Raw genomic sequence first — 22693 nt, forward strand, 5'->3', positions numbered from 1 at the left:
GGTCTACTATTCTCTATAATTGCTTCAAATCCAATAAAAAAATCAAAAAGGAGTTCGGAATGAGAGCATTCCGAACTCCTTTTGTCTACAAACTGAAATCTTCTTATCAATAGTATGATAAGAAGATTTTTTCGTTAGTTATTCTCGTTTAAGACCTCAATTGCCTTTTTAACCTGTGTATCATTATCACTTAACTGTTTTTGGATAGTTTCCATTAATTTAATAATTGTTTCACTTGTCATTTCACCAGTGACTGTTAGATCTTGGTCTTTTTGAAATTTTTCTACCGTTTGTTTCATTCCGCTATCAAAATAGCCTTCTGCTCCAATTTCGTCATATCCAACAGCTTTTAACATTTGTTGTGCTGTTTTAACTTCTGGAGAAGAGTCTCCCTCTTTTAATGTTTTATCAGGATCTAAATAAGGCAGATTTGCATATTCAGGTAATTTCGCTTCATACTGTGGCTTAAAGCCCTTCTCATGAACCCATGTTCCGTCAGGAGTTAACCATTTAGCGATTGTATATTTCACTGAGGAACCATCGTCAAAGCCTCTTGCAGATTGAATGGTACCTTTTCCAAAGGTTTTTTCACCTACCACAGGAATTCCTGCTGATTGATGGAGGGCAGCTGCCATAATTTCAGCTGCACTAGCGGTACCATTATCAACTACAACTACTACTGGCACATCAAGAGCAGGATCTTTTTCTGATTTATATACCTCTTTCGATCCATCCTTATTTTCAACCTGCATAATGGTTTTTCCTTTTGGAATAAATAATTCACTCATCCCAATTGCTTGATCCATTAAGCCACCTGGATTTTGGCGTAAATCAAGAACAAGTCCATCTACATTCTTTTCATTTAGTTCGGTTAACGCCTCTGCAAGTTCAGTTCCTGTTGTCTCCGAGAACTTTGTAATTTGAATTTTACCGATATTACCTTCAATTACTTCTGTATAGACAGTTTCAAGTGGAATTGTATCCCTTATAATCGTCAATTCAAGTTCACCGACACCGTCTCGTTCGACAAGAAGTTTAACTTTTGTTCCTTTTTCACCACGAATGAGCATGACAGCCTCGTTTACCGTCATCCCTTCCACAGACTTTTCATCTACTTGCAAGATTTTATCCTTAGGTTTGATTCCAGCCTTTTCAGCCGGGGAACCTTTAATAGGTGATACAATCATAATTTTTCCGTTATTATCCTGTACTTCTGCACCAATTCCTTCAAACGAAGAAGAAATATTCTCATTAAAGCTTTTGGCTTCGCTTATAGACATATAATCCGAGTATGGATCTCCAATCGATTCAACCATTCCGTTAATTGCACCCTCAACGAGCTCTTTTGAATCAACGTCTTGATAATAATCTGACTGGATTGTTTCATATGTAGAACGAAGTTTTTCGAAAGGATCGTCACTCCCAATGGCTTTTAGGCTTGTATTAGTTGACTGAGTGAAATTATAGGTAAGAGCTGCACTAAGAACAGCGGTTAAAATAAAACCAATTATTAACTGTATCTTCTTCATACTTAAATCAAACACCACCTTTATTTATGTAACTATTATGTCTAAGGAATTGAACTACGTCAACTTTATAACCTTCTAGAAGCGCTTTGTTATTATCTCTTTTTTACTTAGATAAATTAGAGATAAAGAAGATTGGTAACTCAATTTATATATTACTTCTCCATAAATTTCGCAAACACATGTCGTCCTCTTCAGGAATATGAATGATAAAAAGAAATTTTTCTCTTCGACAAATTTCATGAGACTTAATTATTAATTTATTGTAAATTTTATTACACAGATGTAAAGGCAGGAGGAGTAACGATGCAACTTTCCGAATATCTTGGTCAAATTGATTATGAGATTATTCAGTTTACGTTTTCACTTATTAAAGATGTTGACAGTAAAATTCATACTCATACTCTTTTTTATAAAAATCAAGTTTTACAGTATGTGCAAAACGAAATTGATTGTTACATTAAAAACCTTCAATTAAAGCGATCTTTAAAAAGTGTTTATAAAATAGAAATGCAACAATTAATGTCTATGAAACTAAGAGTACTCTTTGATAAACATTCACTTTTACAATGTATGTAACAACATAGTACTTTTCTTGCATAGAGTAAAGAAAGTATGAAAAGCGGGGTTAAACTATGTCTGATTACTTACGTCTATTGTCTTTATTAGGTATCGGTGGTGCACACCCCGGTGGATTGATGTTGACAAAGGCCATTTATGAGCAAGAGTCTTATCCCGAGCATAGTTCTATTTTAGATGTAGGCTGTGGGACAGGACAAACAACTAGTTTTCTAAAACAGCTTGGTTACAATGTAAAAGGCATTGATATAGATAGAACAATGATTGCTAAAGCAATTCAACGAAACAAAAAACGACAATTTGATATTGCTTATATGAATTGTTCTGTTGAAAGTACACCTTTTTCAAGCGATGAATTTGATGTTATTTTGAGTGAATCTGTTTTATCTTTTACTTCTATAGAATCCTCATTATCAGAGATTCATCGAATTTTAAAAGAGTACGGTATATTAATTGCGATTGAGATAATTACGACACAATCTTTAACAGATGATGAAGAACAGGAGATCCTTCAATTTTATGGATTTTCTCAGGTTTTATCCGAAAAAGAATGGGTAACACTTTTTACTCAAAGTGGATTCTCTTCCGTTCAAATTTTCGATCAGAACGATTTTGATTTAGCTCTGGATGAACCAACGACAGAATTTGACGTATCAAGCTCTATTTCCCAATCTGACTATGAAATGCTGACTGCACACGAAGAATTAACCGAAAAATACAAAAACAAGCTATCATATAAAGTTTTTCGAGTTATTAAAGGCTAGCCCCACACATGATATATGGATAAGCGTACAATCCCTTTTTACTATGTCCTCATACATTACTCTTGTAAGGAATCTAAGGAGGGATATTTTTGTCTCATAATTATTACAATGTTTGCTGCCAATATCAGGGTAAAATGGTCCGAATCAATGATCGTATGGGTAGAGTTCATGTAGGTAGAATTACGCATGTTACTCGCAATAAAGTGTTTATTCAACCGATGGGATCAAGAAGAAATGACGGCTTCGGTCTAGGCTTTTACGGTGGAGGCTATGGGTATGGGTATGGTCGTCCATATGGAATAGGTTTAGCATTTGTCACGGGTGTCGTTTTAGGTGGCTTGTTATTTTGGTAGAACCAAAAAAATCTTCCATGTGAGTGGAAGGTTTTTTTACTTAATATATTGTCCTACATCACGATAAATCTCTACAATGTCAGCAATTTTCATTCGAACTAAACCACTTGAAGAAGGGCCAACAAAGTCAATAACACCTTTAATAACACTTTCAGGCTGTTTCCCCCATTGCGCACTCTTTTTACCACTATACTGAAGATAAACTCCTTTGCCTACAAAAAAGGCAACTTTAGGCTTGTACTTATCCAACTTTTCTCGTAGTATTTTTCTGCCTACAGTGTATTCTTCTTTGGTAATATCAGCTGCAGCAGGTGTTGGTCGGGCAACAATATTAGTGAAACCAAAGCCAAGGCTCAAAAGTGAAGAATCCTCTTCAGGTTGATAGAGTCTTTCTGTGATTCCCGATTGATAAAGAAGCTTCCAAAACCGATTACTTTTGTTCGCATAATGATGACCCATTTCTTCAGAAACAGGACTTGGATTGTACCCAATAAAAATCAATAACAGGTTATCATCAACGATATCTAAATCTTTACTCCTATTCACCTAAATCTTCTTAACCTTATTAAAATATTCTTCAAGTGTTAACCCATGTTCAAAGATAACCTTTGCTTGTTCTTTTCCTACATATCTTAAATGCCAAGGCTCATATTGATAGCCCGTTAATTCTTCATTACCCTTTTGGTATCGAATGATAAAACCAAAAAGATGTGCATTTTCTTTTATCCAAATGCCTTCAATTGTTTCACCGAATTCTTGGGTGATTTCTAAGTTAACACTTCTGCTCGTGACGTCCATTGCCAGACCTGTTTGGTGTTCACTTTGACCAGGAAGCGCGACCGCCTCAAGAGCCTCTTCCTCACCCTTTGTTTCTTTTTCATTATTAAAAATTCCTTGCTGGCGTTCGTATGAACGATATCCAGAAACTGCAAAGAGTTCGATTCCTTCATTTTGAGCTGACTCAAAAAGCTCCTCAAGTGCTACAGCGGCTTCTTCTCGAATGTACCTTTGAGAAACATCTTGGTCTCCAAATGAGAAAGGAACATCTGGAGCAACTAAATCAGTTGGTTCATAATCAACAGGTAGAGCAAACTCCTTGTTGACTAATGCTAGGACATTCTCTGGGTTCGTAATCGTAGGTCTATTATCGACCTGTTTTACAACATTAAAATAACTCGATTCTAAAAGAAAGTCTTCATCTATTTGTTCCTCATTATCTTCATTCTTACCCTGAACATCTTCTTTTGGTGTTACTGTTTCATTCTCTGTGACAGCACCGTAATCGCTACCTAAAAAGGGTATTTTATACGGTATCTCGAAATTGCAAGCCGTTAAAGAAGTGAGACAGATAATGAAAATACTTCCAAGAAAATTCTGTTTACTATTCATGATAACCACCCTATCGTTTTTCCTGACAATCTACATCTTAACACGAGTTATCTAAGAGACTAAAACGATTTCTTAAAAATTGAAGCAAAAGAACTTCTACTATGCATTATTTGGCATTATGAAGAATCTTTATACCTATTACCTCTAATCAAGCAGGTGTAAACTAGTTTTAGTAAGAAAAGCGCAAGGCGCCCGCTTATCGGCGACACGCATAAGACGAGCCGGCTGGAAGGTTGTTCTTTAACCTTCTGGACGGATTGGCTTATGACCTCGAGCCGGGCGCCTTGCGTGAGACACAAAAACTAAGTACAAAAAACTTATACTTTCTTATCTTTTAAAAAAAGTGCGGGGCGCCTTGATCAGCCTTATGACCACCAGGCAGTCAAAAACGCGACGTCAATCGCCATGACTGCAATAGCACGTCCTGTGCGTCGGGTGTATTTAGAAACGCTTACTGTGTCTTAGGATTATATAAATTCTGGTGTAAAAAAAAGAACATGCGTCTTGCACTAAGTAGTTCCGATAATGTGGAGAAAAACTTAAAAAACATATTGAATAACGCTTTAATTCACAGTGAAAATCACATACCAATTAACAAACAAAAATGCTCAAAGAATTATTCTCTGAGCGTTTGAATTATGGTTTCTCTTATTCAGTTAAAGCACCCGATACTTTAACTAGTAGAATTAAAATAAAGGTGCAACTCAGTTGCACCCAAAATCCTATAACATCTTTATCTTTACAAACTTCCGCTTCCCAACTTGTACAACTAGACCATGGTTAATAGAAACTAGAATACCCGTATCTTCTACTTTGTCTCCATTTATTTTTACTCCCCTATTCTCAATCATTCGGCGGGCTTCACTTTTTGAGCTTAACAAATGAATATCAACTAGGAAGTCTATCACTGGCATTTCTGTATTCCCTCTCCATTCAACCAATGGCATCTCATCTGGTGCTGCTCCTTTTTGAAAGACTGAGATAAATTGCTGTTCTGCTTTTTCTGCTGCTTCTATTCCGTGATACATTCTTACTATCGTTTTCCCTAGAAGCATTTTTGCATCTCTAGGATGTAAATTACCTGATTCCATACCTGTTTTTATTGTTTCAAGATTATTAGGAGAGAAGTCAGTAATCAATTCGAAATATTTATTCATTAATTCATCTGGAATAGACATCGCTTTTCCGTACATTTCTTGTGGACTTTCATCAATGCCGATGTAGTTTTTCTTTGATTTAGACATCTTCTCTATACCATCAAGTCCCTCTAATAATGGCATTAATATTGCTACTTGTTTTTCTTTTCCATATTTCTCTTGAAAATGCCTTCCCATTAGAATATTAAAGTGCTGGTCCGTTCCTCCGAGCTCAATATCGCATTCTAATACAACTGAATCGTAACCTTGCATTAAAGGGTAGAAGAACTCGTGTAGGGATATTGGTTTTCCAAATGCAATACGTTCTTCAAAATCGTCCCTTTCCATTAATCTTGCAACCGTTATTTTCCCAGCCAACTGGATGACATCCTCAAAATTTAATTGAGATAACCACTGCGAGTTATAATGAAGTTCCACTTTTTCCATATCAACCACTTTTTCAAATTGTTCGAAGTACGTTTTTGCATTATGTTTAACTTCTTCATCTGTTAATTGTTTTCTAGCGACCGACTTCCCTGTTGGGTCACCAATCTTTCCTGTAAAATCCCCAATCAGCAATTGGATGATATGACCGTTATCTTGAAACTGTCTCATTTTCTTTAGAACGACCGTATGACCAAGATGTACATCTGGTGCTGAAGGGTCTAATCCTAATTTGATTTTAAGTGGTCGGTTTTCCAAAACTGATTTTGCCACTTTATTTTCTAATTCTTCGACAGGAATAATATCTTGTACACCTTGCGTGTATATACCCATTTGCCTTTTTACTTCGGATAACTGTTCTGCTGTTAGTTGTTTCATTACTTCACTCATTTTTTCATTCCTCAAAAAAAAAATATAAAAAACCACATCCCTTATAAAAAGGGACGTGGTTTTGCACGCGGTACCACCCTCATTGAAGAATTTAATTCTTCCACTTAACGAATAACGGCTCATCCGTCCTTTGCTACGTATTTCCTCACAAAGAAAGCTCAGGGGGAATGTAATTCATGTTATCTTTGTGTCGATTCACACCAACCATCGACTCTCTGATACAGCGAGATAACTACTACTTCGTTTCCCGTCAATACTTGTTTTTTATTCATTTAATAAATCCAAAATGATTATCTTTTATTACTTTTCTTAATAATGCCGAGATATTCTTTTGCTCATCTACAGAGAGACTAGAAACAATTTCTACTTCACCTTTATGAAACCTTGGATAAAGATTCTCCATAATTCCCCTGCCTTTATCTGTTATCGTAACATAAGTAATTCTTCTATCTCTGTTATCCACTTTCCGATAGCATAATTCTTTTCTCTCCAAGGTATTAGTAATATTACTAACTGTTGATTTTGATACTCCAGCAGACTCTGCTAATTTTTTTGTTTCTATCGAATTTCCTATCCATAAGTCATAAAGTAGTGAGAATGATGTCCAAGATAGACCATATTCCGATAGGACTTCTCGTTCCATTTTATTTCTTAATCCTTGTGCAATTCGATAAATGTTTGTTACAACAGCAATCGCATCCAAGTTAAGTGAATCCATTGGTAATTTAGTTAAGAGATTGATTGTATCTTTCTCTTCAGGGAGCAATTCCCCATCTTCATTAAATGTATGAATAATGACTCCCTCCTATAATTTTCATAATCGTTAGCTATGAAACGATAATAACAAAAAAAACAAAAAAATGCAATAAAGATATTCTTGGTAAATGAAACTAACCTACTTCGTATAAGTACAGCTTTCACAATCTATATACCTATTTTAAAATAAAATTACAATTGCCTTTTGTTGAATCAAATTAAGATAAAAGTAACATTGTAATTAGCACCCTATATAGCAAGATGACAATAGCTATTGTCACACTGGTGGGTATGCTATTTGCTGTGCGATTTCATATGATAAAAATAAAAATAAATATCCATTGATATAACAAGGGTTATAAAAGACCAAATCATATTCGATTTGGTCTGCTAATCAGTATGCTGATCAATGTGTTTCACCACAAAAACGGAACTACTTTCGTCTCGCGCACGGTCTTCATTTTATTTTATTGCCGCTTCAAGTGCTACAACGATCATTTCATTAAACGTTGTTTGTCTCTCTTCGGATGTTGTTTCTTCACCTGTTAAGATGTGATCACTTACTGTTAACACAGATAGAGCTTTTCGGCCATATTTTGCAGCCAGTGTGTATAATGCGGCAGACTCCATTTCAATTCCTAAAATGCCATACTGAGCCCATTTTTCTAATTCTGAGTTGTCATTATAAAACATATCAGCTGTAAAAATATTCCCTACTTTTAAGTTTAAACCTTTTTCTGTACCAACATCATATGCTTTTCTTAACAAATCAAAATTAGCTGTTGGAGCAAAATCAACTCCACCAAAAGTAAGTCGGTTCATTTGGGAGTCCGTTGAAGCACTCATCGCTAAAATAACATCTCTTACTTTTACATCTTTCTGAATTGCGCCACAAGTACCTACACGAATTAATTTCTGCACACCATAACTTTGCATTAATTCATTAATGTAGATTGAAATTGAAGGAACACCCATGCCTGTTCCTTGAACAGAAATTCGTTTTCCTTTATATGTACCAGTAAACCCAAGCATTCCTCGAATTTCGTTATAACAAGTAATATCTTCTAAAAACGTCTCGGCAATATATTTTGCTCGAAGTGGATCCCCAGGTAGAAGAATCGTTTCCGCAATTTGATTTTCTTTTGCACCAATATGTATGCTCATCTTTGTAAACCTCCTCTTAATTGTACAAGCTTAGCAAAACAACTATAACATACCCAAACGGCCTAAAAAAAGTACCGTTAAATAAGAAGTTATTAACATGCTTAAAGTTCATTCGTTCAGTAAACTCTATAATTGAATCGATAATTAATAGGAGGATTGTAAAGTGGGTAAAAAACACCGAAACCGAATTAATTCACCGAAAAAAAATAACCATATACCACCTGAAGCAATTGCCGCTGAAGAAACAGCACATGGTAAGGAAGCATCACCTTCAAAACGAAAAAACGGACCTGGCAACAATCTATAAAAAGCTAAAAGCAACTGATTTATATTCATCAGTTGCTTTTCCTCTATCTTACATGAATACGATTAATTTCTGTCCAACCCTCTGGGTGTAACCTATAATAAGTCTGTCCTCTTCTTCCCTCGTCAATTAATAAAATATCACCAGTACTTATGAATCGTGCGTGATAATCTGAAGGAACCATGTCAGGGACATTAAACATTCGAAATACTTTTTTTATCGCATCAGGATGATTTGGTGCTTCAACGTTTACGCGATAAACTGGCCGATACCCCTTTGATTCACCAAAAGCCGGAGTTTGAAAGATGGTAATGTCATAAGGCGAGATCCTTTTATTTAACAAAAACAAATAAGAAACCACTAAAGTCTACCCCCTATACTGATACCTTGTTCTTAAATAGTTAGAGGTAGACACCCAATAATCCTTTATCTAAACGTTACTTTTTTTGTCGAATTTAGTCTTTGTTTGTCTATATAATAAAACTACCACTAAACACCAAGCAATTCCCGCAAGAAAGCCTGCAGCAACATCAGTAATAAAATGAACTCCTAAGTACACCCTACTTAACCCAATAAGCAGAATCAGAATAGACGTAAAAGAAACCAACGTTGCATTAACAGAGCTTTTGAACATAAAATTCACAAGGAGAATGAAGCAAATAAACGAATAACTTGCAGCAGAGTTCATTGAATGTCCACTTGGAAAACTATAGTAAGCAGCCTCATAAACTGCCTCAAAATCCGGTCTGTCTCGTGAAAACAATCCTTTCAATTCATAATTGAAAGCCCGAACACCAAAAAACAATACGAGTAGGTAGATAGCTCCAATAAAATCACGACGTATGACCAAAACGAAGACTACAAAGAACGTGATTGGTAAAATCACTTTAATTGAACCGATATCAGAAATTAGCAGAAAAAGATCAGTTAAAAACTCTGTCCTTATTTCTTCAAAAAATCTGATAAAGCTTACATCAATCGATGCAATAAAGGACAATGGGTAAATAATTGAAATTAAAATAAAAATAAGGACTAAGGAAAATATCCACTTAATCATGCAATCACTCCAACATTCTTCATTAACGATATTAGTAACTATTACCACTATTTAATTTCTTCAAACTTAAAAAATTGCAAGCGCCTTGGTCAGCCTTAGGCATAACATAAGGCGATTCTAGGGTAGAAGGCGTTCTTTACCTTCAATTTAGAATTGACTTATGATCTCGAGGCAGTCAAAAGTCAAAAACGCGACGTCCTGTCGCACTGACTGCACTAGCACGTCCTGTGTTTCGGGGCTAGGCGCTGGAGCTGGATTCAGTAACGAGTACTGAGTATAAAGATTATATAAATTCTTGTGTAATACAACAAAGGACTAGCTTTTTTTAGCTAATCCTTTGTTGACTAACACAATAAAATCATTTTTCATTTTTATGTTTTGACTTTTCTCGATGCCCTGGAGCAGGCTTCGCTTTATGAGTAATTTCAGTGCTATATTCTTCCTTTTGATGGGATACTTGAGCTTTCTGTTCTGGGCTGTTATGATGCTTTCTTGACATTTAAGAACCACCTTTCTTTTTTACAATTCAAAGATAGTTTCTTCAGTTTCAGCATTCATATGCAGACCTTCATTTAGCTCAGCTCACTCTTCTCTCTTTTAGTATGTATAAATTTCCGAATCATATAAAAGTAAAGTACAAATAAAAAAATAGCTATGATTGCTAGTCCGGTTTGATCGAAGTGAAATAACTTTAAACACATGCTTATAAAGGTGACGACAAAGAGCAAACCGAGCATTATTTTCACTTCATGATGTTCATAACTGTTTATCAGATACGCACCTATTTGCGCACCGAGTAATCCACCAACTATTAAAATTCCACCTAACGTTAAATCGATCGGTGATTTGATCATATATGTAATAAATCCAACAAACACAATAAACAAAACGCTCATTAAGCTAGTTCCGACTGCTTGTCTAGATGGATAATTTGTATAAGAAATAAGTAATGGAACGATGATAAATCCACCACCCACACCTAGAGTAGTGGAGAGGAATCCTCCTGCAAAGCCAGTAAGAATTAAAATTAAATTTTTATTCACTACGGTTTTATTACTAGTTAGCTTTTCCATGGAAGGTGGTCTTTGCCCCTTTAGCATATTAATAGCAAAATAAGCCAACAAGACAATAAATAAAAGTGGAATAACAAATTGGTCATATCCTATTTTTTGTAAGAATAAAACAAATGGATATGCGACTTGCGTAGCAATAACACCGCTTGTAGCTATAATAAGTGCATCTTTCCAAATCACATTTTTCATCTTTGTATGTGCCAAAACACCACTCAATGAAGTCCCAATTGTATACATAAGACTTATTGTAATTGCAAATATAGGATCATAGTTCATAAGCAATAAGATTGGCGTTAAAATAAATCCTCCACCTACTCCAAAAAAACCAGACAAAATCCCAATTAATATCCCCATACCAATAAATAACATTAAAATAATGATCAACACCTTTATAAAATCCTCACACCTTTATTAGTATACCATTGTTCATTTGCAACTTGTAGGCAACTATATAACACCGAAACTCTCATAGGAATGCCCTTTTTTGTGCCAACTACCTTATACAAAAAAAAAAACAAAAGGAAACAAAAAGCACATTTCTTCATACATTTAACTAAAATGATACAAAGGAATGAGATCATGTCACTTCATTGTTTATTTAGAAAACATGCTGACGTAAAAGTACTCCCTTACTCCATGGTCTCTGATTATGATAAAAACGAACTCTATCATCAGCTCACATTGGCATCTCAGAAGCACGAACCCTTAACGACTAACCAAGAAGAAAGAAATTTAATTAAAAATATTAAATTACGGACAAAACTGCTGAATGTAAATAATATTACGAGAACAAATGCTTACTTAAACTTTTATCTAGCTAACGAAGACGTTCATTGGGCACTTTTAGCACATATGGTCTCTCGAAATGGTGGCTGGAGCATGACAGACTTAAAGAGTGATATTATTTCTCCGTTCCTCCAAAATCATCAACAAACCACTCTTTTCCATTTTCTCGAACGGGCAAATGCACTCATTTTTCATGATGCCTATCCACAATTGTTACTTTACGAGGAAAGCAAAACAAGAAAAAAGCCCTTGTTTGATTTACTACTTGCATTTAATGTTTCTAAGTTTATGAAACCCATCTGGAAACACTTTTTTCAGTATAGAGACTCTCATATTTTAACTAATGCCCTTATTACAAATGAGCAAAACTATCTAGAGAAAAACTTAATGAACTCAGACGGTACGAAAAAACATATTCTAAACAGTTTGTCGTTTATGATACAGGAAAAGCTTGGGTTAACAAACGTCTTCTTTCCCCATCAAAAGATATTTTTCCAACCAATCCACTCACTTGCTGGCGTCGAAATTCAAAATTTTTCCGAGGTAAGTGCACGCATTCATGTTGGAAAAACGCTCTATGATATTTTATTTTTTCAACAGTTGTACGAAAGAATTCTTGATTTCGCAGAAAGAAATACCCATACTGCTTCCAGAAGTGACTATTGGCCACACTTATTTTCAACGAATATGACCAATAAGAAAATTTATAGCCCTACTCTATACTCCGCATGGGAAGATGTTGAACACATCTTCACAAAAAATGATTGGTTTACGAGCTTTGATCAAGTAAAGGGCTTCGAACAAATGGTTAAGGTCAACTCAGTTGATGTAACGAAAGATGTGAAATTTGATCTATTAAAACTTGTCTCACTTGTGAAAATGAAACAACAAATTATGCTTTGACTCTTCAAACAAAAAAAAACTTGGCTTTCGCCGAGTTTTTTTATTCATCCTCTACTTCTTCATCAATAATACACTTATCTAGTAAGTAGTCGAATGTTATATCTGCTATTTCTTCTATTTCCTCTTCAGAAGGAAGATACCCTCTCTTTGTTAGCTCATTGTAAAAGAATTCAGCTATTTCTTCAGTATCAATCACAACCTCAACTTCTTTCACAACATCGCCCCCTTAGTAATTGTTTATGTTTAAGGAGAGGGACATATGTCAAAATGCAATTCAACTTTAGAAAAAAAATTAAGAATATTTTGTTAAGTAACCTAATATATTTACAATCAATGGGACAAGCAAAAAAGGAGATGATTCGTATGACAACTGAGGTTATAAAACGCGAACAAAATGAGGGGGAAAGTTCAGCTCTTCAACATTTGCTAAACTTTATAGATGGCGATGGCTATGATGTACTGCTTACAAAATCTATTAAAGTTCTATTTACACTCATCGTATTGTTTTGCGTTCCTTTTTTCCTCTATCTTATCGTTACAGTTATCAATTAGTGTCAAAGTCTTTCGTTTCGTACCGATTCAAACTTTGAAGTATTAAATTCATCATTTCCTTATACTCAGGATCTCGAAACATCTTGTATAGAACCTTGTAATCGTTATATATATCTAATAGATCATCAATCATCGTAGGCTCTTTTTTGAATTTTTTTGTCTCAATTTTCTTTTCTAATGTTTCTAACCCCACAGGTGATGATAAAAAATTTTCAATTCCCTTTTTTTCTTCAACGAGTAAATAGATAAAACTAAGTTGCTGGATAAATGATTCAGCTGCTTGATTACTAATCACAAGAGATAGCTCATCTTCAGAGGATTCTAACCACTCACCATCATTCATTCTTGTAAGCTCATAGATTAGGTCTTCCCAACCATCCTCTAAATACCGCCAAATCTCAGTGCGGTATCCAACCACCTTGAAGAGGTCGTTTTCATAACCCTCTACATTTACAATATCTCCAATATTAAATTGAAATTCAATATCAATTCTTTCTGTTTCTAAGACTTTACCTTCATACTCAGAATACAATTGTAAGCCATTCTCAAAAAACAGAATATCACCATGATTGACTTCATAAATAAAATGCTGATCTATTTGATGTAGCTTTGTAATTGTACCAACGGTTCCATACATAATAATTACCACGACATCTCCAATCTTAAATTGTGGTCTATTTTTTTTACCTTTCATCTCCCTCTCCCCTTTTGCCGTGATCAATAAGAATATGATAGTATATGCGATCAAGCTTGTTTCGTAATGGGCTAAAAATGAGAGAAAATAAAAAGCTCCGTCAATTGACGAAGCCAAAAAAATTATTTAAATATTTCAAATGGCTTACCTACTGGTAATACCACTTTTCCGAACTGTGTATTTAATACAGTAGCTGCTGATCCGTAAAAAGAAAAAACAGCAATTAGTAATTCTGATATAGCGGCTAACATATGTGTAAACTCGTAGGCAATATTAAAGGAGCTAAGTGAAAGTCCTATAAATAAAAAATCGATTAGAACAAATATACTAAACAAGACCTTATGTGTTCCCATTGCGCCCACTGTCATAAATAGGCTGAAAATTAAATACCCTACAAAAGCAACACCAAGTTGTTTTGAGTCAACATTTTGAGCTAATTCTTCCCCGAACACTCCTAATTGAATTAACCAAGAGCTCCCTACTCCAAACCAAAATAGTGCAAACGCTCCGAATGCAGTAGTTCCAAATGTATTATTATGCTTTGCATCTTGAATACAGGCAAATAATTGAGCAAACCCGCCTAAAAAGATCGCCCATGGCAAAATAAAAGCTACACCTTCTGTTAATCCGAGTTTCTGTGAAGATGCGACTAATGTAACCATTGCAAGTCCGAAAAGTCCGATTGCTGAAGGATCCGCTGTGATGATTTTTACTTGATGTGTATCTTGCTGATTCATTATTTCCTCCTAATGAACTAAAGCGCAAGCGCCTTGATCAGCCCCGACAAGCATAAGACGATTATAAATAGAAGGTGGGTTTTGCCTTCAATTTATAATTGGCTTATGACCTCGAGGCAGTTACAACCGCGACGTCCTGTCGCTGTAACTGCACTAGCACGTCCTGTGCGTCGGGGCTAGGCGCTGGAGCTGGATGCAGAAACGCACCCTATATTCTTAAAGTTTATTCTTTCTTATTAATATAAAAAAGACATACTTAAAGAAGATACTAAATTTATGTTAGGAGGTCAATACAAATTTTATTATCTAAATATTGTTTTAGTTCCTTAATTGCATCCTTATACCTTAGCCAGTCTTTCATATAAATCCCTCAACGTTTCACAACCTAATTTTTGAATTATGGGAATATATATACACCATAACTTTGCAGCTAATTTTGCATCCCCTAGTGCGTGATGTCGATCTTTCACTTGAATTTGATTATGTTCACAGCAATCCTCCAATGTCACATGCTCCATACTCGGATCAGCAATTCGGTACAAAAAGGACGTATCAATGATTCTGTGTTTAAATGGAGCTTTAAAAAGTTTCCAACTTGCATGCTGTAGGAAATTTTTTTCATGTGTAGCATGGTGGGCAACTAGGGGAAGTTCTCTAACAAATTTAAAGAAATCAATAAGAACATCTGCTAACAAAGGGGCATCCCGTAATTGCATTTCATCAATTCCAGTTAATTTCTGAATTTCACTTGTGAGCGGGTTCTCATACCGGACGAGAGAGTAAAAAACGTCTTCTTCCTTTATTGAACCACCGCTAACTTTAACAGCTCCAATCGAGAGAATTGTATCTCCTTGCCCTGGGTAAAAACCTGTTGTTTCAATATCAAATACGACAATATCTAATTCATTTAAAGGGATTAACAACGTTTCTTCTTTTTTCATGTCTCTTTGTAATTGTCGTAAATAGGCAACCTGTTGCATGCTTTGACTACCTTGAAAGGTTCCACCCAGATTCAAATTCATTTTACCGTGCATCTCTTTCATAAAATGAATAATTGGTTCAAACCCCATCGTAATACCCCTTTTTAACTATCCTTTGAACAAATTGATGCAACTTTTTTCCATTTTTAAGAATATCTTTTACTTCATTCTTTTCGATTTGACTAAGAGAAGCTACTGAAAGGTAATGTATATCATCATACGAGTTAGCATGCTCGAACAAGCTAATTCGATAGTTTAAGAGGGCGCTAAAGTGTTCCCGATATTTTTCTAATGGTTCTAGATAGCTCGGTAGCGTACAAAGAGAATCGATTCGAGAAAGCGTTGTGGTTTCTTTTATCTCTTCTTTTATTGCTAACAATCGGATGGAATTTACATATGGAAAAAAACCTGACCTTTTCAAATCAATCGAACCACTATGCGGTCCTTTATCTTCTACAAAAATTTGTCCTAACGGGCCAACAGAAGGCTTTACAAGCATCACATTGTCTAAAAAACGAATCAATAAAGATGGGTTATTTTTATGAAAATGATACAAAATGGACTTGAGTTGATCGATATATTCACTTTTACCAACTAAAGATCTGGCATCATGGAAAATTTGCAAATAACGAATTGAGTCCCAGCTCTCCTTTTTCATCCACTCTATAAGCTGATTTCCCCACTCCTTATAAGACTTGCACCAAACAGGATTCGAACTCATTACATTCCCTTCACAAAAAGGGTATCCGACATGATTGAGACCTACCGCAAGTTGTTTCCCTAGCTCTTTGAAATAAATAGCTGTCTGTTCACATGTTTTTTCATAAACAATTCCATGATCTTGATCACTAAAAATTCCCTGTTCATAGCGACCGGCACTCCCCATCACAAACCAAGAATAGTCGCAAGGAGTTTCACCAAATTGTTCTGTAACAGATTGCAATGCAATTTCAAACACTTTACACATAATGTTGTCATGAAAAGCATTCAAGGAATTCGTATCTGTTTGAAATTGACGAATATGTTCATTTTTCCATTTTTTAATGACTTCAAAATGTTCCATTTTATTATTCATTTGTGACACTTCCTTAGTCCGTGTGGATAAAAAACAGATAAAGTTCTAGCTCATTATTCTCCGAGCATAGAACTTTATCCTTTATAAACTAAGCATTGAGCTTTTCATCTTTAGGTAAAAATACTTCTGGGTACCCATAACTTCCATGTTCACTTAAATCTAATCCCATAATCTCTTCTTCCTCAGTGACACGGAGACCGTTCAGTAGTTTCTTGGCAAGTAATAAAATAACAAATGAGACTGCAAAAGCATATGCACCAGAAACTGCTACTCCCATAAATTGTACGCCTAACTGTGTGAATCCACCACCGTAAAATAATCCTGGTAAACCGACTGTGGCAAGCTCAGGTGTTGCGAAAAATCCTGTTGATAATGTGCCCCATACCCCTGCAACACCGTGAACTGAAAGTGCATAAATCGGATCATCTATTTTTCTCTTTTCAAAAAATCTAGCACTATAGAAAACTAGTAATCCTGCAATAAAGCCGATGACAACCGCTGCCCATGTATCAACAAATGCACATGAAGCAGTAATGGCAACTAGACCTGCAAGTGCACCATTTAACATTGTTGGTACATCTGACTTCCCTAGAACGATCCACGAAATAAGTAAAGCAGATACCGATCCTGCTGCTGCTGCTAGATTCGTATTTAATGCTACATATCCGAAAAATCCATCGTCAACAGCAACAGTACTCCCTGCATTAAACCCAAACCATCCTACCCAAAGTACAAGGACTCCAAGCGCCGTAAAGACTTGATTATGTCCATAGATGTTATTTGCAGAACCGTCTTTATTGAATTTTCCAATTCTCGGTTTTAACAGAATCGTTGCTGCAAGTGCGGCCATAGCACCTGTTAAATGAACAACCGTTGAACCTGCAAAGTCCTGTTTTCCATGTTCAGCTAACCAACCGCCTCCCCAAATCCAGTGAGCAATTACCGGATAAATTAACGCTGAAAACAATACGGTAAAAATAAGATATACGGAAAGCTTTGCTCTTTCAGCAAATCCTCCTAGAGCAATTGTAATGGCAATGCCTGCAAAAGCTAATTGAAAAACAAAGAATACTGTGGAAGAAAGATTCATCCCTTCAATTTGTGCCCCTGAATAAAAAAATTGTGAAAGTCCGACAAGGAAATTACCATTGTCTCCAAAAATGAACCCAAATCCTACTGCCCAGAAAACGAGAGATGCGAGTCCAAACGTAAAGATTGTTTTACCAGCAATGTGTCCAGCATTTTTCATTCGAGTTGACCCAGCCTCAAGTAAAATAAATCCACCTAACATAAAAATAACTAGAATTGCACCTAACATCACCCATAAACTATTCATTAAAAAAATGACATCCATTACGATTCCCTCTTTGAGTTACTTTTTTTAACATTCTATGTTATAAAATATAACATGTAACTATTTAATCTTATTTTAGCGGATTTATTCCTTATGTCAACCTATTTTCCAAAGTTTCTGATAATTGTATGTCAGATTATCTTACACGGTTATTTGATAACGAAATAAAAAGCGAGTCAAACTCATTGAAAAAATGAGTTTGACTCGCTTAAAGTTTAAACCATTGACTTTTATTGACCAATCACTTGCGAATTTCGTGTTAGTTTATACGTTTGTCTTCTTCACTACGATATAGTTCCCAAGCATCATCAAAAATAGACATACTTTCTAAATAGTGTCCATTCATTTCAAGGTATCTGCTAAGCTGATCATAATTGGTTGAGCTTTTTGGAAAGCTATGATCTAAAAAGGCATCATTTGCGAATGCAGCGATCGAGTCTTTCGCTTTTGATTGTCGGTATTTCATTAGATAGTGATAAAAGGACTTCATCTATATTTCCCCCATAAATTGTTTCAGTAAATTTTTTTCATTATATCTCGAATGGGGGAATAATGATACCTAGAAATCAAAGTAGTTTCGTTTAAGATGTTTTTTTATGCTCATTAATTCCTCAAAAGTTAATGAATCAGGTACATTGTCGATACTAATTAATAGAAGGTGATTTTCAATTGTGTTAATCGTATCTTCTTGTTGATATTCCATTCCACATTCCAAGCAGTCTATACAAGGCGTATTGTGAATCTCGATGGCTCTAGAGCCATCCGGTAACTCCCAATATACGTTGTTAGTTGTTTCTTTGGCATTAGAACTTCCACACCATTCACACTTTGTCATTGGTTCTCACCTTTAATCTCCTCTGATTTAATTTCTCCGCTAGCTTGTTTAGTGATTTGAGCCTTAAACTTCTTCTCCTTCATTTCATCACGCTTTTCTCTTTTGTCCTTAAGTGTATTGTGTGATGGATCTTCTTCAAATGCTTTTCTGCGATGAATACGGTTTACGTTTTCAGGTACAAGGTTTAATTGAACATCCTCAAACATTCCAGCAATCCCAACCTGTGAGCTTTTTGAGGATCGATCTGAATAAATGGAGTCAAAGTAATCTTCAGCACGACCTGGTTGATAATTTTCTGGTTCTGGATAGCTAGAAATGACTCCTTCAAAATTTCTAACAACAACTTTGCTCGGACTCTGAGAAATGAGGTAATTAGGCTGCAGAGAAATCTTTCCACCACCACCAGGAGCATCTAATACGAAAGTAGGTACAGCATATCCAGATGTGTGTCCTCGTAATCCTTCAATAATTTCTAATCCCTTTGAAACAGGTGCTCTGAAATGGCCAATTCCTTCAGATAAGTCACACTGATAAATGTAGTAGGGCCTTACTCTAATCTTAACCAAATCGTGCATTAGCTTTTTCATGATTGATACGCTATCATTAATTCCTGCGAGAATGACTGCTTGATTTCCGACAGGTACTCCAGCATTTACAAGTTGTTCACATGCTAGTTTTGACTCTTCTGTAATTTCAATTGACGTGTTGAAGTGCGTGTTTAACCAGATAGGATGGTATTTTTTTAAGATATTGCAAAGGTTTTCGGTAATTCGTTGCGGAAACACGACTGGAGCACGCGTTCCGATCCGGATAATTTCTACATGATCAATTGCACGTAAATTTTTTAAAATATATTCTAAAATTTGGTCGTTAATTAGGAGTCCATCTCCACCAGAAATTAGAACATCTCGTACTTCTGGAGTCTTTGCGATATATTCAATGGCTGCATCTAATTGTTTTTTTGGTACGCCCATTCCGATTTGCCCAGAAAAACGTCTTCTCGTGCAATAGCGACAGTACATTGAGCATTGATTTGTTACTAAGAACAAAACTCTGTCAGGGTAACGATGTGTTAATCCTGGAACTGGAGAGTCTTCATCCTCATGTAATGGATCTTCAAGATCATATTTTGTCTTATTCATTTCTTTTGAAATTGGGACCGATTGCATTCGGATAGGACAACGCGGGTCATCTGGATTCATTAACCATGCATAATAAGGAGTGATATTTAGAGGAATTGTCTTCGTTGATATTCTTACACCTTCTTCTTCATCCCCTGTCAAGTTGATGACTTTCTTTAAATCCTTTACTGTACGAATTGTATGGGTAAGTTGCCAAAGCCAATCATTCCACTGTTCTTCGGTTACATCTTTCCAAATCTCAAATTCACTCCAGTGTTTGGTTGGTTTATACAGTTGCTGTTTCATGTTGATCTCCCCCACTTCATTTACTTTATAACATGCAAAATTCGTGCCATTGTTGCATGTTATAAATAACTGACTTTGTCAGGGGAGAAACAGGGAACATGCCGAATTTCTGTCAAAGATTTAACTTTTTTATTTTATATTGAAGGGTTTGTCTAGGGATTTTCAACAGTGTTGCAGTCCTCACTACGTTTCCATTACAAGTGTGTAAAGCCTTTTCAATATAATCTTTTTCAAAATTCTGTAGTGTTTCTTTTAACGGAGAGAACTCATGATTAGACTGGTGAATATGCGCTTGGAAATGGACAGGAAGGGATGTCAGTTCAATTGTATCCCCTTCTTCAATCGTCACAGCGTACTCTATAACATGTTTTAGTTCCCTAACATTTCCAGGCCATAGATGGTTTTTCAGAACATGTAGAGCATTGTCGGATAAACCCTTGATTTTTTTATTTAACTTGTTGTTGTAATAGCTAATAAAATGATCAGTTAGTAAACTTACATCTCCAGTTCGCTTATTAAGTGGTGGAATGTTGAACAAAAAAACATTCAATCGAAAAAAAAGATCCTCACGCAGTTGTTTCTTTTCAACACATTTAACAGGTTCTTCATTCATAGCTGCAAGGATGCGTACATCTACTTGGATTTGCTTTTCAGATCCTACTCTTCTAATCCATCCATCCTCAATAACCCTTAATAATTTTGCTTGTAATAGCAATGGCGTCGCTTGTAATTCATCTAAAAATAACGTACCTCCATTCGCTAATTCAAATAATCCTGCCCGGTCTATCGCACCTGTAAAACTTCCCTTAGCTGTACCAAATAATAAACTTTCTAATAAATTTTCTGGAAGTGCAGCACAGTTTTGCGCGATGAATGGGGCATGACTTCTTGGAGATTCTTGATGAATCGCTTGCACAAATAGTTCCTTACCTGTGCCCGTTTCCCCAAAAATAAGGACATTGGCATGTGATCCAGAAACTTTCTTTGCCAGACTTTTCATTTGTATAAGCTGGGGGTCTGCTGAAATAATATCTTTGAAACGATATAGAGTTTTTGACTGAGATGAGGATGGACTTTTTCCTTTACTGATTCTTCTTTGGAGGTCGAGAAGTTTCTCAGACAGTTTCTTAATAGTTGAATAATCCTTGGCAATTTCAACAGCCCCGATAAAGGTTTCGTTGATCATAATAGGAACAGTTGAATTTACAGTTTCAATAATCTCTCCACGAATATTCATATACCTTTGAGGTAAATCGAAAATGGGCCTTTTTGTTTTAATCACTTTAAGAAGTGTGCTTGTCTCTTCAGTTAAAGAAGGGAAAATAGTTAATAGATGCTGTCCAACCACTTCATTGATGGCAAGTCCATCGTGATTTGCGGCAACTTTGTTATAAAAAATTGTGATTCCATCTTGATCCACCGCATGAATCCCTTCATCAACTGAATTTAAAATGGACTTAAAAAGCTCTTCTTTATTCGTAAAAGATTGTATCTTCAACTACGCTCTCCCTCCTCTGCCAATTTTTCAGCATTTCAATGCCCTTTATCTGGCACTTACAGATAAGTTTTTACACCATACATTCATGTTTTCTATTGTTTGATAAATATAACAGTTATTCGTCAGACGACCTGTGTAAAGATAATTCATTTGGTGGAGTACAGCATTCATTCCGTATGAGGCAGATCGAGCAATTGAGTAAGCACAATAGATTCCTTTTTGAATGAGTTCAGCTTCTAATGAAAAAATTAAATGCTTCATTAATTGATGCTTTCTAAACTGAGGCAATGTTGCACAATCAGTGATTTCTGCATTGTGAAAAACAGAATTTATTTCTGCTGAAGCAGCACTTATGATTTTTTTTTCGAATTCTACAAGATAATAGATCGTTCCTTCATTCATTGTTTCCTTTAAAAAACCGGGATTTGTTAATGGTGTTGGGTAAACTTTGAAAATTTGTTCATAAAAGTAGGACATTGAATGCGCGTCTTTTTCTACTGCTTTTCTGATTTGAAATTGTTTCGGAAAAGTGGGGATTTCTTTCAGAACCGGCTCAACCGTAATTTGGGAAATCATTAGGTCCTCTTGAATCCAGCTAGTTGTCGTTTTCCTGTTTTCTGTAAGATATTTTGCATATAAGTAAACATCTTCACCACTAATATAGTGAGTAATAATGCCTTCTAACACATATCCATTGTTTAATAAAAAGAATTGATCTCCATATTTTGTTTTGACGATTATTTTGGTTAACTTTTTATCATGAGCAAGCAGTAAAACATTGTCTAAAAGTGATTGTACATTTCCTCTGTATTCTTCAATTTTCAATCGTTCATTATGAAAATCTGAAATACCAGTAGCAATATAATTCTTACCTTTAAACGTAACCTTTTCGCTATATATTTTAGTCATTCTCTTCC

27 protein-coding genes and 1 other annotated feature are annotated in these 22693 nt (G+C 35.5%); of the genes, 6 read left to right on the top strand and 21 right to left on the bottom strand.

Features of this window, described 5'->3' with window-relative positions; all coding sequences use genetic code 11:
- Window positions 1-134: 134 nt before the first annotated feature.
- Window positions 135-1529, bottom strand: coding sequence for a S41 family peptidase (locus tag ACFFIX_RS23505; protein WP_378938404.1), 1395 nt, complete (start codon window positions 1527-1529; stop codon window positions 135-137).
- A gap of 303 nt (window positions 1530-1832) precedes the next feature.
- Here ACFFIX_RS23505 and ACFFIX_RS23510 point away from each other — a divergent pair, with 303 nt between their 5' ends.
- The 3 genes from ACFFIX_RS23510 to ACFFIX_RS23520 all read left to right on the top strand — a co-directional run bounded on the left by ACFFIX_RS23510 (window position 1833) and on the right by ACFFIX_RS23520 (window position 3222).
- On the top strand, window positions 1833-2105 hold the full coding sequence (locus ACFFIX_RS23510) for a hypothetical protein (RefSeq protein ID WP_378938406.1): 273 nt from the start codon (window positions 1833-1835) through the stop codon (window positions 2103-2105).
- A 56-nt stretch (window positions 2106-2161) separates the two neighbouring features.
- Complete coding sequence (locus ACFFIX_RS23515; protein WP_378938408.1) at window positions 2162-2869, top strand: class I SAM-dependent methyltransferase; 708 nt, start codon at window positions 2162-2164, stop codon at window positions 2867-2869.
- 134 nt (window positions 2870-3003) lie between these two features.
- Window positions 3004-3222 (top strand): hypothetical protein, encoded by a 219-nt coding sequence (locus ACFFIX_RS23520; protein ID WP_378938519.1) that lies wholly within the window; start codon window positions 3004-3006, stop codon window positions 3220-3222.
- Window positions 3223-3258: 36 nt separating this feature from the next.
- Here the strand turns inward: ACFFIX_RS23520 and ACFFIX_RS23525 are convergent, their stop codons facing one another.
- The 5 genes from ACFFIX_RS23525 to deoD all read right to left on the bottom strand — a co-directional run bounded on the left by ACFFIX_RS23525 (window position 3259) and on the right by deoD (window position 8501).
- Complete coding sequence (locus tag ACFFIX_RS23525; protein WP_378938410.1) at window positions 3259-3768, bottom strand: mismatch-specific DNA-glycosylase; 510 nt, start codon at window positions 3766-3768, stop codon at window positions 3259-3261.
- Window positions 3769-4611 carry a M15 family metallopeptidase gene (locus tag ACFFIX_RS23530; RefSeq protein ID WP_378938412.1) on the bottom strand — a complete coding sequence of 281 codons (843 nt, stop codon included), beginning with the start codon at window positions 4609-4611 and terminating at the stop codon, window positions 3769-3771.
- Window positions 4612-5333: 722 nt separating this feature from the next.
- On the bottom strand, window positions 5334-6581 hold the full coding sequence (tyrS, locus tag ACFFIX_RS23535) for a tyrosine--tRNA ligase (RefSeq protein WP_378938521.1): 1248 nt from the start codon (window positions 6579-6581) through the stop codon (window positions 5334-5336).
- A gap of 46 nt (window positions 6582-6627) precedes the next feature.
- Window positions 6628-6844, bottom strand: a binding site (T-box leader).
- A gap of 5 nt (window positions 6845-6849) precedes the next feature.
- Window positions 6850-7299 (bottom strand): MarR family winged helix-turn-helix transcriptional regulator, encoded by a 450-nt coding sequence (locus ACFFIX_RS23540; protein WP_378938523.1) that lies wholly within the window; start codon window positions 7297-7299, stop codon window positions 6850-6852.
- Between the two features lie 500 nt (window positions 7300-7799).
- Window positions 7800-8501 (bottom strand): purine-nucleoside phosphorylase, encoded by a 702-nt coding sequence (deoD, locus tag ACFFIX_RS23545; RefSeq protein WP_378938415.1) that lies wholly within the window; start codon window positions 8499-8501, stop codon window positions 7800-7802.
- Window positions 8502-8664: 163 nt separating this feature from the next.
- On the opposite strand from deoD, the gene yoyE reads away from it, so the two are divergent.
- On the top strand, window positions 8665-8808 hold the full coding sequence (yoyE, locus tag ACFFIX_RS23550) for a protein YoyE (protein ID WP_378938417.1): 144 nt from the start codon (window positions 8665-8667) through the stop codon (window positions 8806-8808).
- Between the two features lie 43 nt (window positions 8809-8851).
- Here the strand turns inward: yoyE and ACFFIX_RS23555 are convergent, their stop codons facing one another.
- From ACFFIX_RS23555 to ACFFIX_RS23570, 4 genes are all read right to left on the bottom strand, one after another.
- Window positions 8852-9166: a hypothetical protein gene (locus ACFFIX_RS23555; protein ID WP_378938419.1), complete on the bottom strand. Its 315-nt coding sequence runs from the start codon at window positions 9164-9166 to the stop codon at window positions 8852-8854.
- Between the two features lie 69 nt (window positions 9167-9235).
- Window positions 9236-9862 carry a phosphatase PAP2 family protein gene (locus ACFFIX_RS23560; RefSeq protein WP_378938422.1) on the bottom strand — a complete coding sequence of 209 codons (627 nt, stop codon included), beginning with the start codon at window positions 9860-9862 and terminating at the stop codon, window positions 9236-9238.
- A gap of 358 nt (window positions 9863-10220) precedes the next feature.
- The gene (locus ACFFIX_RS23565; RefSeq protein WP_378938424.1) at window positions 10221-10361 is read right to left on the bottom strand and encodes a hypothetical protein; all 141 of its coding nucleotides are present in this window, start codon (window positions 10359-10361) and stop codon (window positions 10221-10223) included.
- Window positions 10362-10434: 73 nt separating this feature from the next.
- On the bottom strand, window positions 10435-11304 hold the full coding sequence (locus ACFFIX_RS23570) for a sulfite exporter TauE/SafE family protein (protein ID WP_378938426.1): 870 nt from the start codon (window positions 11302-11304) through the stop codon (window positions 10435-10437).
- Window positions 11305-11493: 189 nt separating this feature from the next.
- Here ACFFIX_RS23570 and ACFFIX_RS23575 point away from each other — a divergent pair, with 189 nt between their 5' ends.
- A complete protein-coding gene (locus tag ACFFIX_RS23575) occupies window positions 11494-12624 on the top strand; it encodes a DUF2515 family protein (RefSeq protein ID WP_378938428.1) in 1131 nt (376 codons plus the stop codon).
- A 40-nt stretch (window positions 12625-12664) separates the two neighbouring features.
- Here the strand turns inward: ACFFIX_RS23575 and ACFFIX_RS23580 are convergent, their stop codons facing one another.
- Window positions 12665-12838, bottom strand: coding sequence for a YozD family protein (locus tag ACFFIX_RS23580; protein WP_378938430.1), 174 nt, complete (start codon window positions 12836-12838; stop codon window positions 12665-12667).
- A 149-nt stretch (window positions 12839-12987) separates the two neighbouring features.
- Between ACFFIX_RS23580 and ACFFIX_RS23585 the strand changes: the two genes are divergently transcribed.
- Window positions 12988-13176, top strand: a complete 189-nt coding sequence (locus tag ACFFIX_RS23585; RefSeq protein WP_378938432.1) for a hypothetical protein — start codon at window positions 12988-12990, stop codon at window positions 13174-13176.
- On the opposite strand, the gene yodN is transcribed toward ACFFIX_RS23585, so the two are convergent.
- The 10 genes from yodN to ablB all read right to left on the bottom strand — a co-directional run bounded on the left by yodN (window position 13169) and on the right by ablB (window position 22685).
- Window positions 13169-13870, bottom strand: a complete 702-nt coding sequence (gene yodN, locus ACFFIX_RS23590; RefSeq protein ID WP_378938434.1) for a germination protein YodN — start codon at window positions 13868-13870, stop codon at window positions 13169-13171. The genes ACFFIX_RS23585 and yodN overlap by 8 nt on opposite strands.
- Window positions 13871-13992: 122 nt before the next feature.
- On the bottom strand, window positions 13993-14610 hold the full coding sequence (locus ACFFIX_RS23595) for an acetate uptake transporter (RefSeq protein WP_378938525.1): 618 nt from the start codon (window positions 14608-14610) through the stop codon (window positions 13993-13995).
- A gap of 335 nt (window positions 14611-14945) precedes the next feature.
- Window positions 14946-15677, bottom strand: a complete 732-nt coding sequence (locus ACFFIX_RS23600; RefSeq protein ID WP_378938436.1) for an exonuclease domain-containing protein — start codon at window positions 15675-15677, stop codon at window positions 14946-14948.
- Entirely contained in the window at window positions 15667-16662 is a 996-nt protein-coding gene (locus tag ACFFIX_RS23605) for a DUF294 nucleotidyltransferase-like domain-containing protein (protein ID WP_378938439.1), read from the bottom strand. The genes ACFFIX_RS23600 and ACFFIX_RS23605 overlap by 11 nt, the downstream gene beginning before the upstream one ends.
- An 88-nt stretch (window positions 16663-16750) precedes the next feature.
- Entirely contained in the window at window positions 16751-18016 is a 1266-nt protein-coding gene (locus tag ACFFIX_RS23610; RefSeq protein WP_378938441.1) for an ammonium transporter, read from the bottom strand.
- Window positions 18017-18275: 259 nt separating this feature from the next.
- Window positions 18276-18506: a YozE family protein gene (locus ACFFIX_RS23615; protein WP_378938443.1), complete on the bottom strand. Its 231-nt coding sequence runs from the start codon at window positions 18504-18506 to the stop codon at window positions 18276-18278.
- Window positions 18507-18575: 69 nt separating this feature from the next.
- On the bottom strand, window positions 18576-18851 hold the full coding sequence (locus ACFFIX_RS23620; RefSeq protein WP_378938445.1) for a YokU family protein: 276 nt from the start codon (window positions 18849-18851) through the stop codon (window positions 18576-18578).
- Window positions 18848-20278, bottom strand: coding sequence for a lysine 2,3-aminomutase (gene kamA, locus ACFFIX_RS23625; protein ID WP_378938447.1), 1431 nt, complete (start codon window positions 20276-20278; stop codon window positions 18848-18850). Before kamA ends, ACFFIX_RS23620 begins: the two co-directional genes overlap by 4 nt.
- 112 nt (window positions 20279-20390) lie before the next feature.
- Window positions 20391-21770, bottom strand: a complete 1380-nt coding sequence (locus ACFFIX_RS23630; RefSeq protein ID WP_378938527.1) for a sigma-54 interaction domain-containing protein — start codon at window positions 21768-21770, stop codon at window positions 20391-20393.
- Window positions 21771-21821: 51 nt separating this feature from the next.
- On the bottom strand, window positions 21822-22685 hold the full coding sequence (ablB, locus tag ACFFIX_RS23635) for a putative beta-lysine N-acetyltransferase (protein ID WP_378938449.1): 864 nt from the start codon (window positions 22683-22685) through the stop codon (window positions 21822-21824).
- Window positions 22686-22693: the final 8 nt, after the last annotated feature.

The sequence above is a fragment of the Metabacillus herbersteinensis genome, assembly GCF_042433335.1.
Lineage (GTDB): Bacteria > Bacillota > Bacilli > Bacillales > Bacillaceae > Metabacillus > Metabacillus herbersteinensis.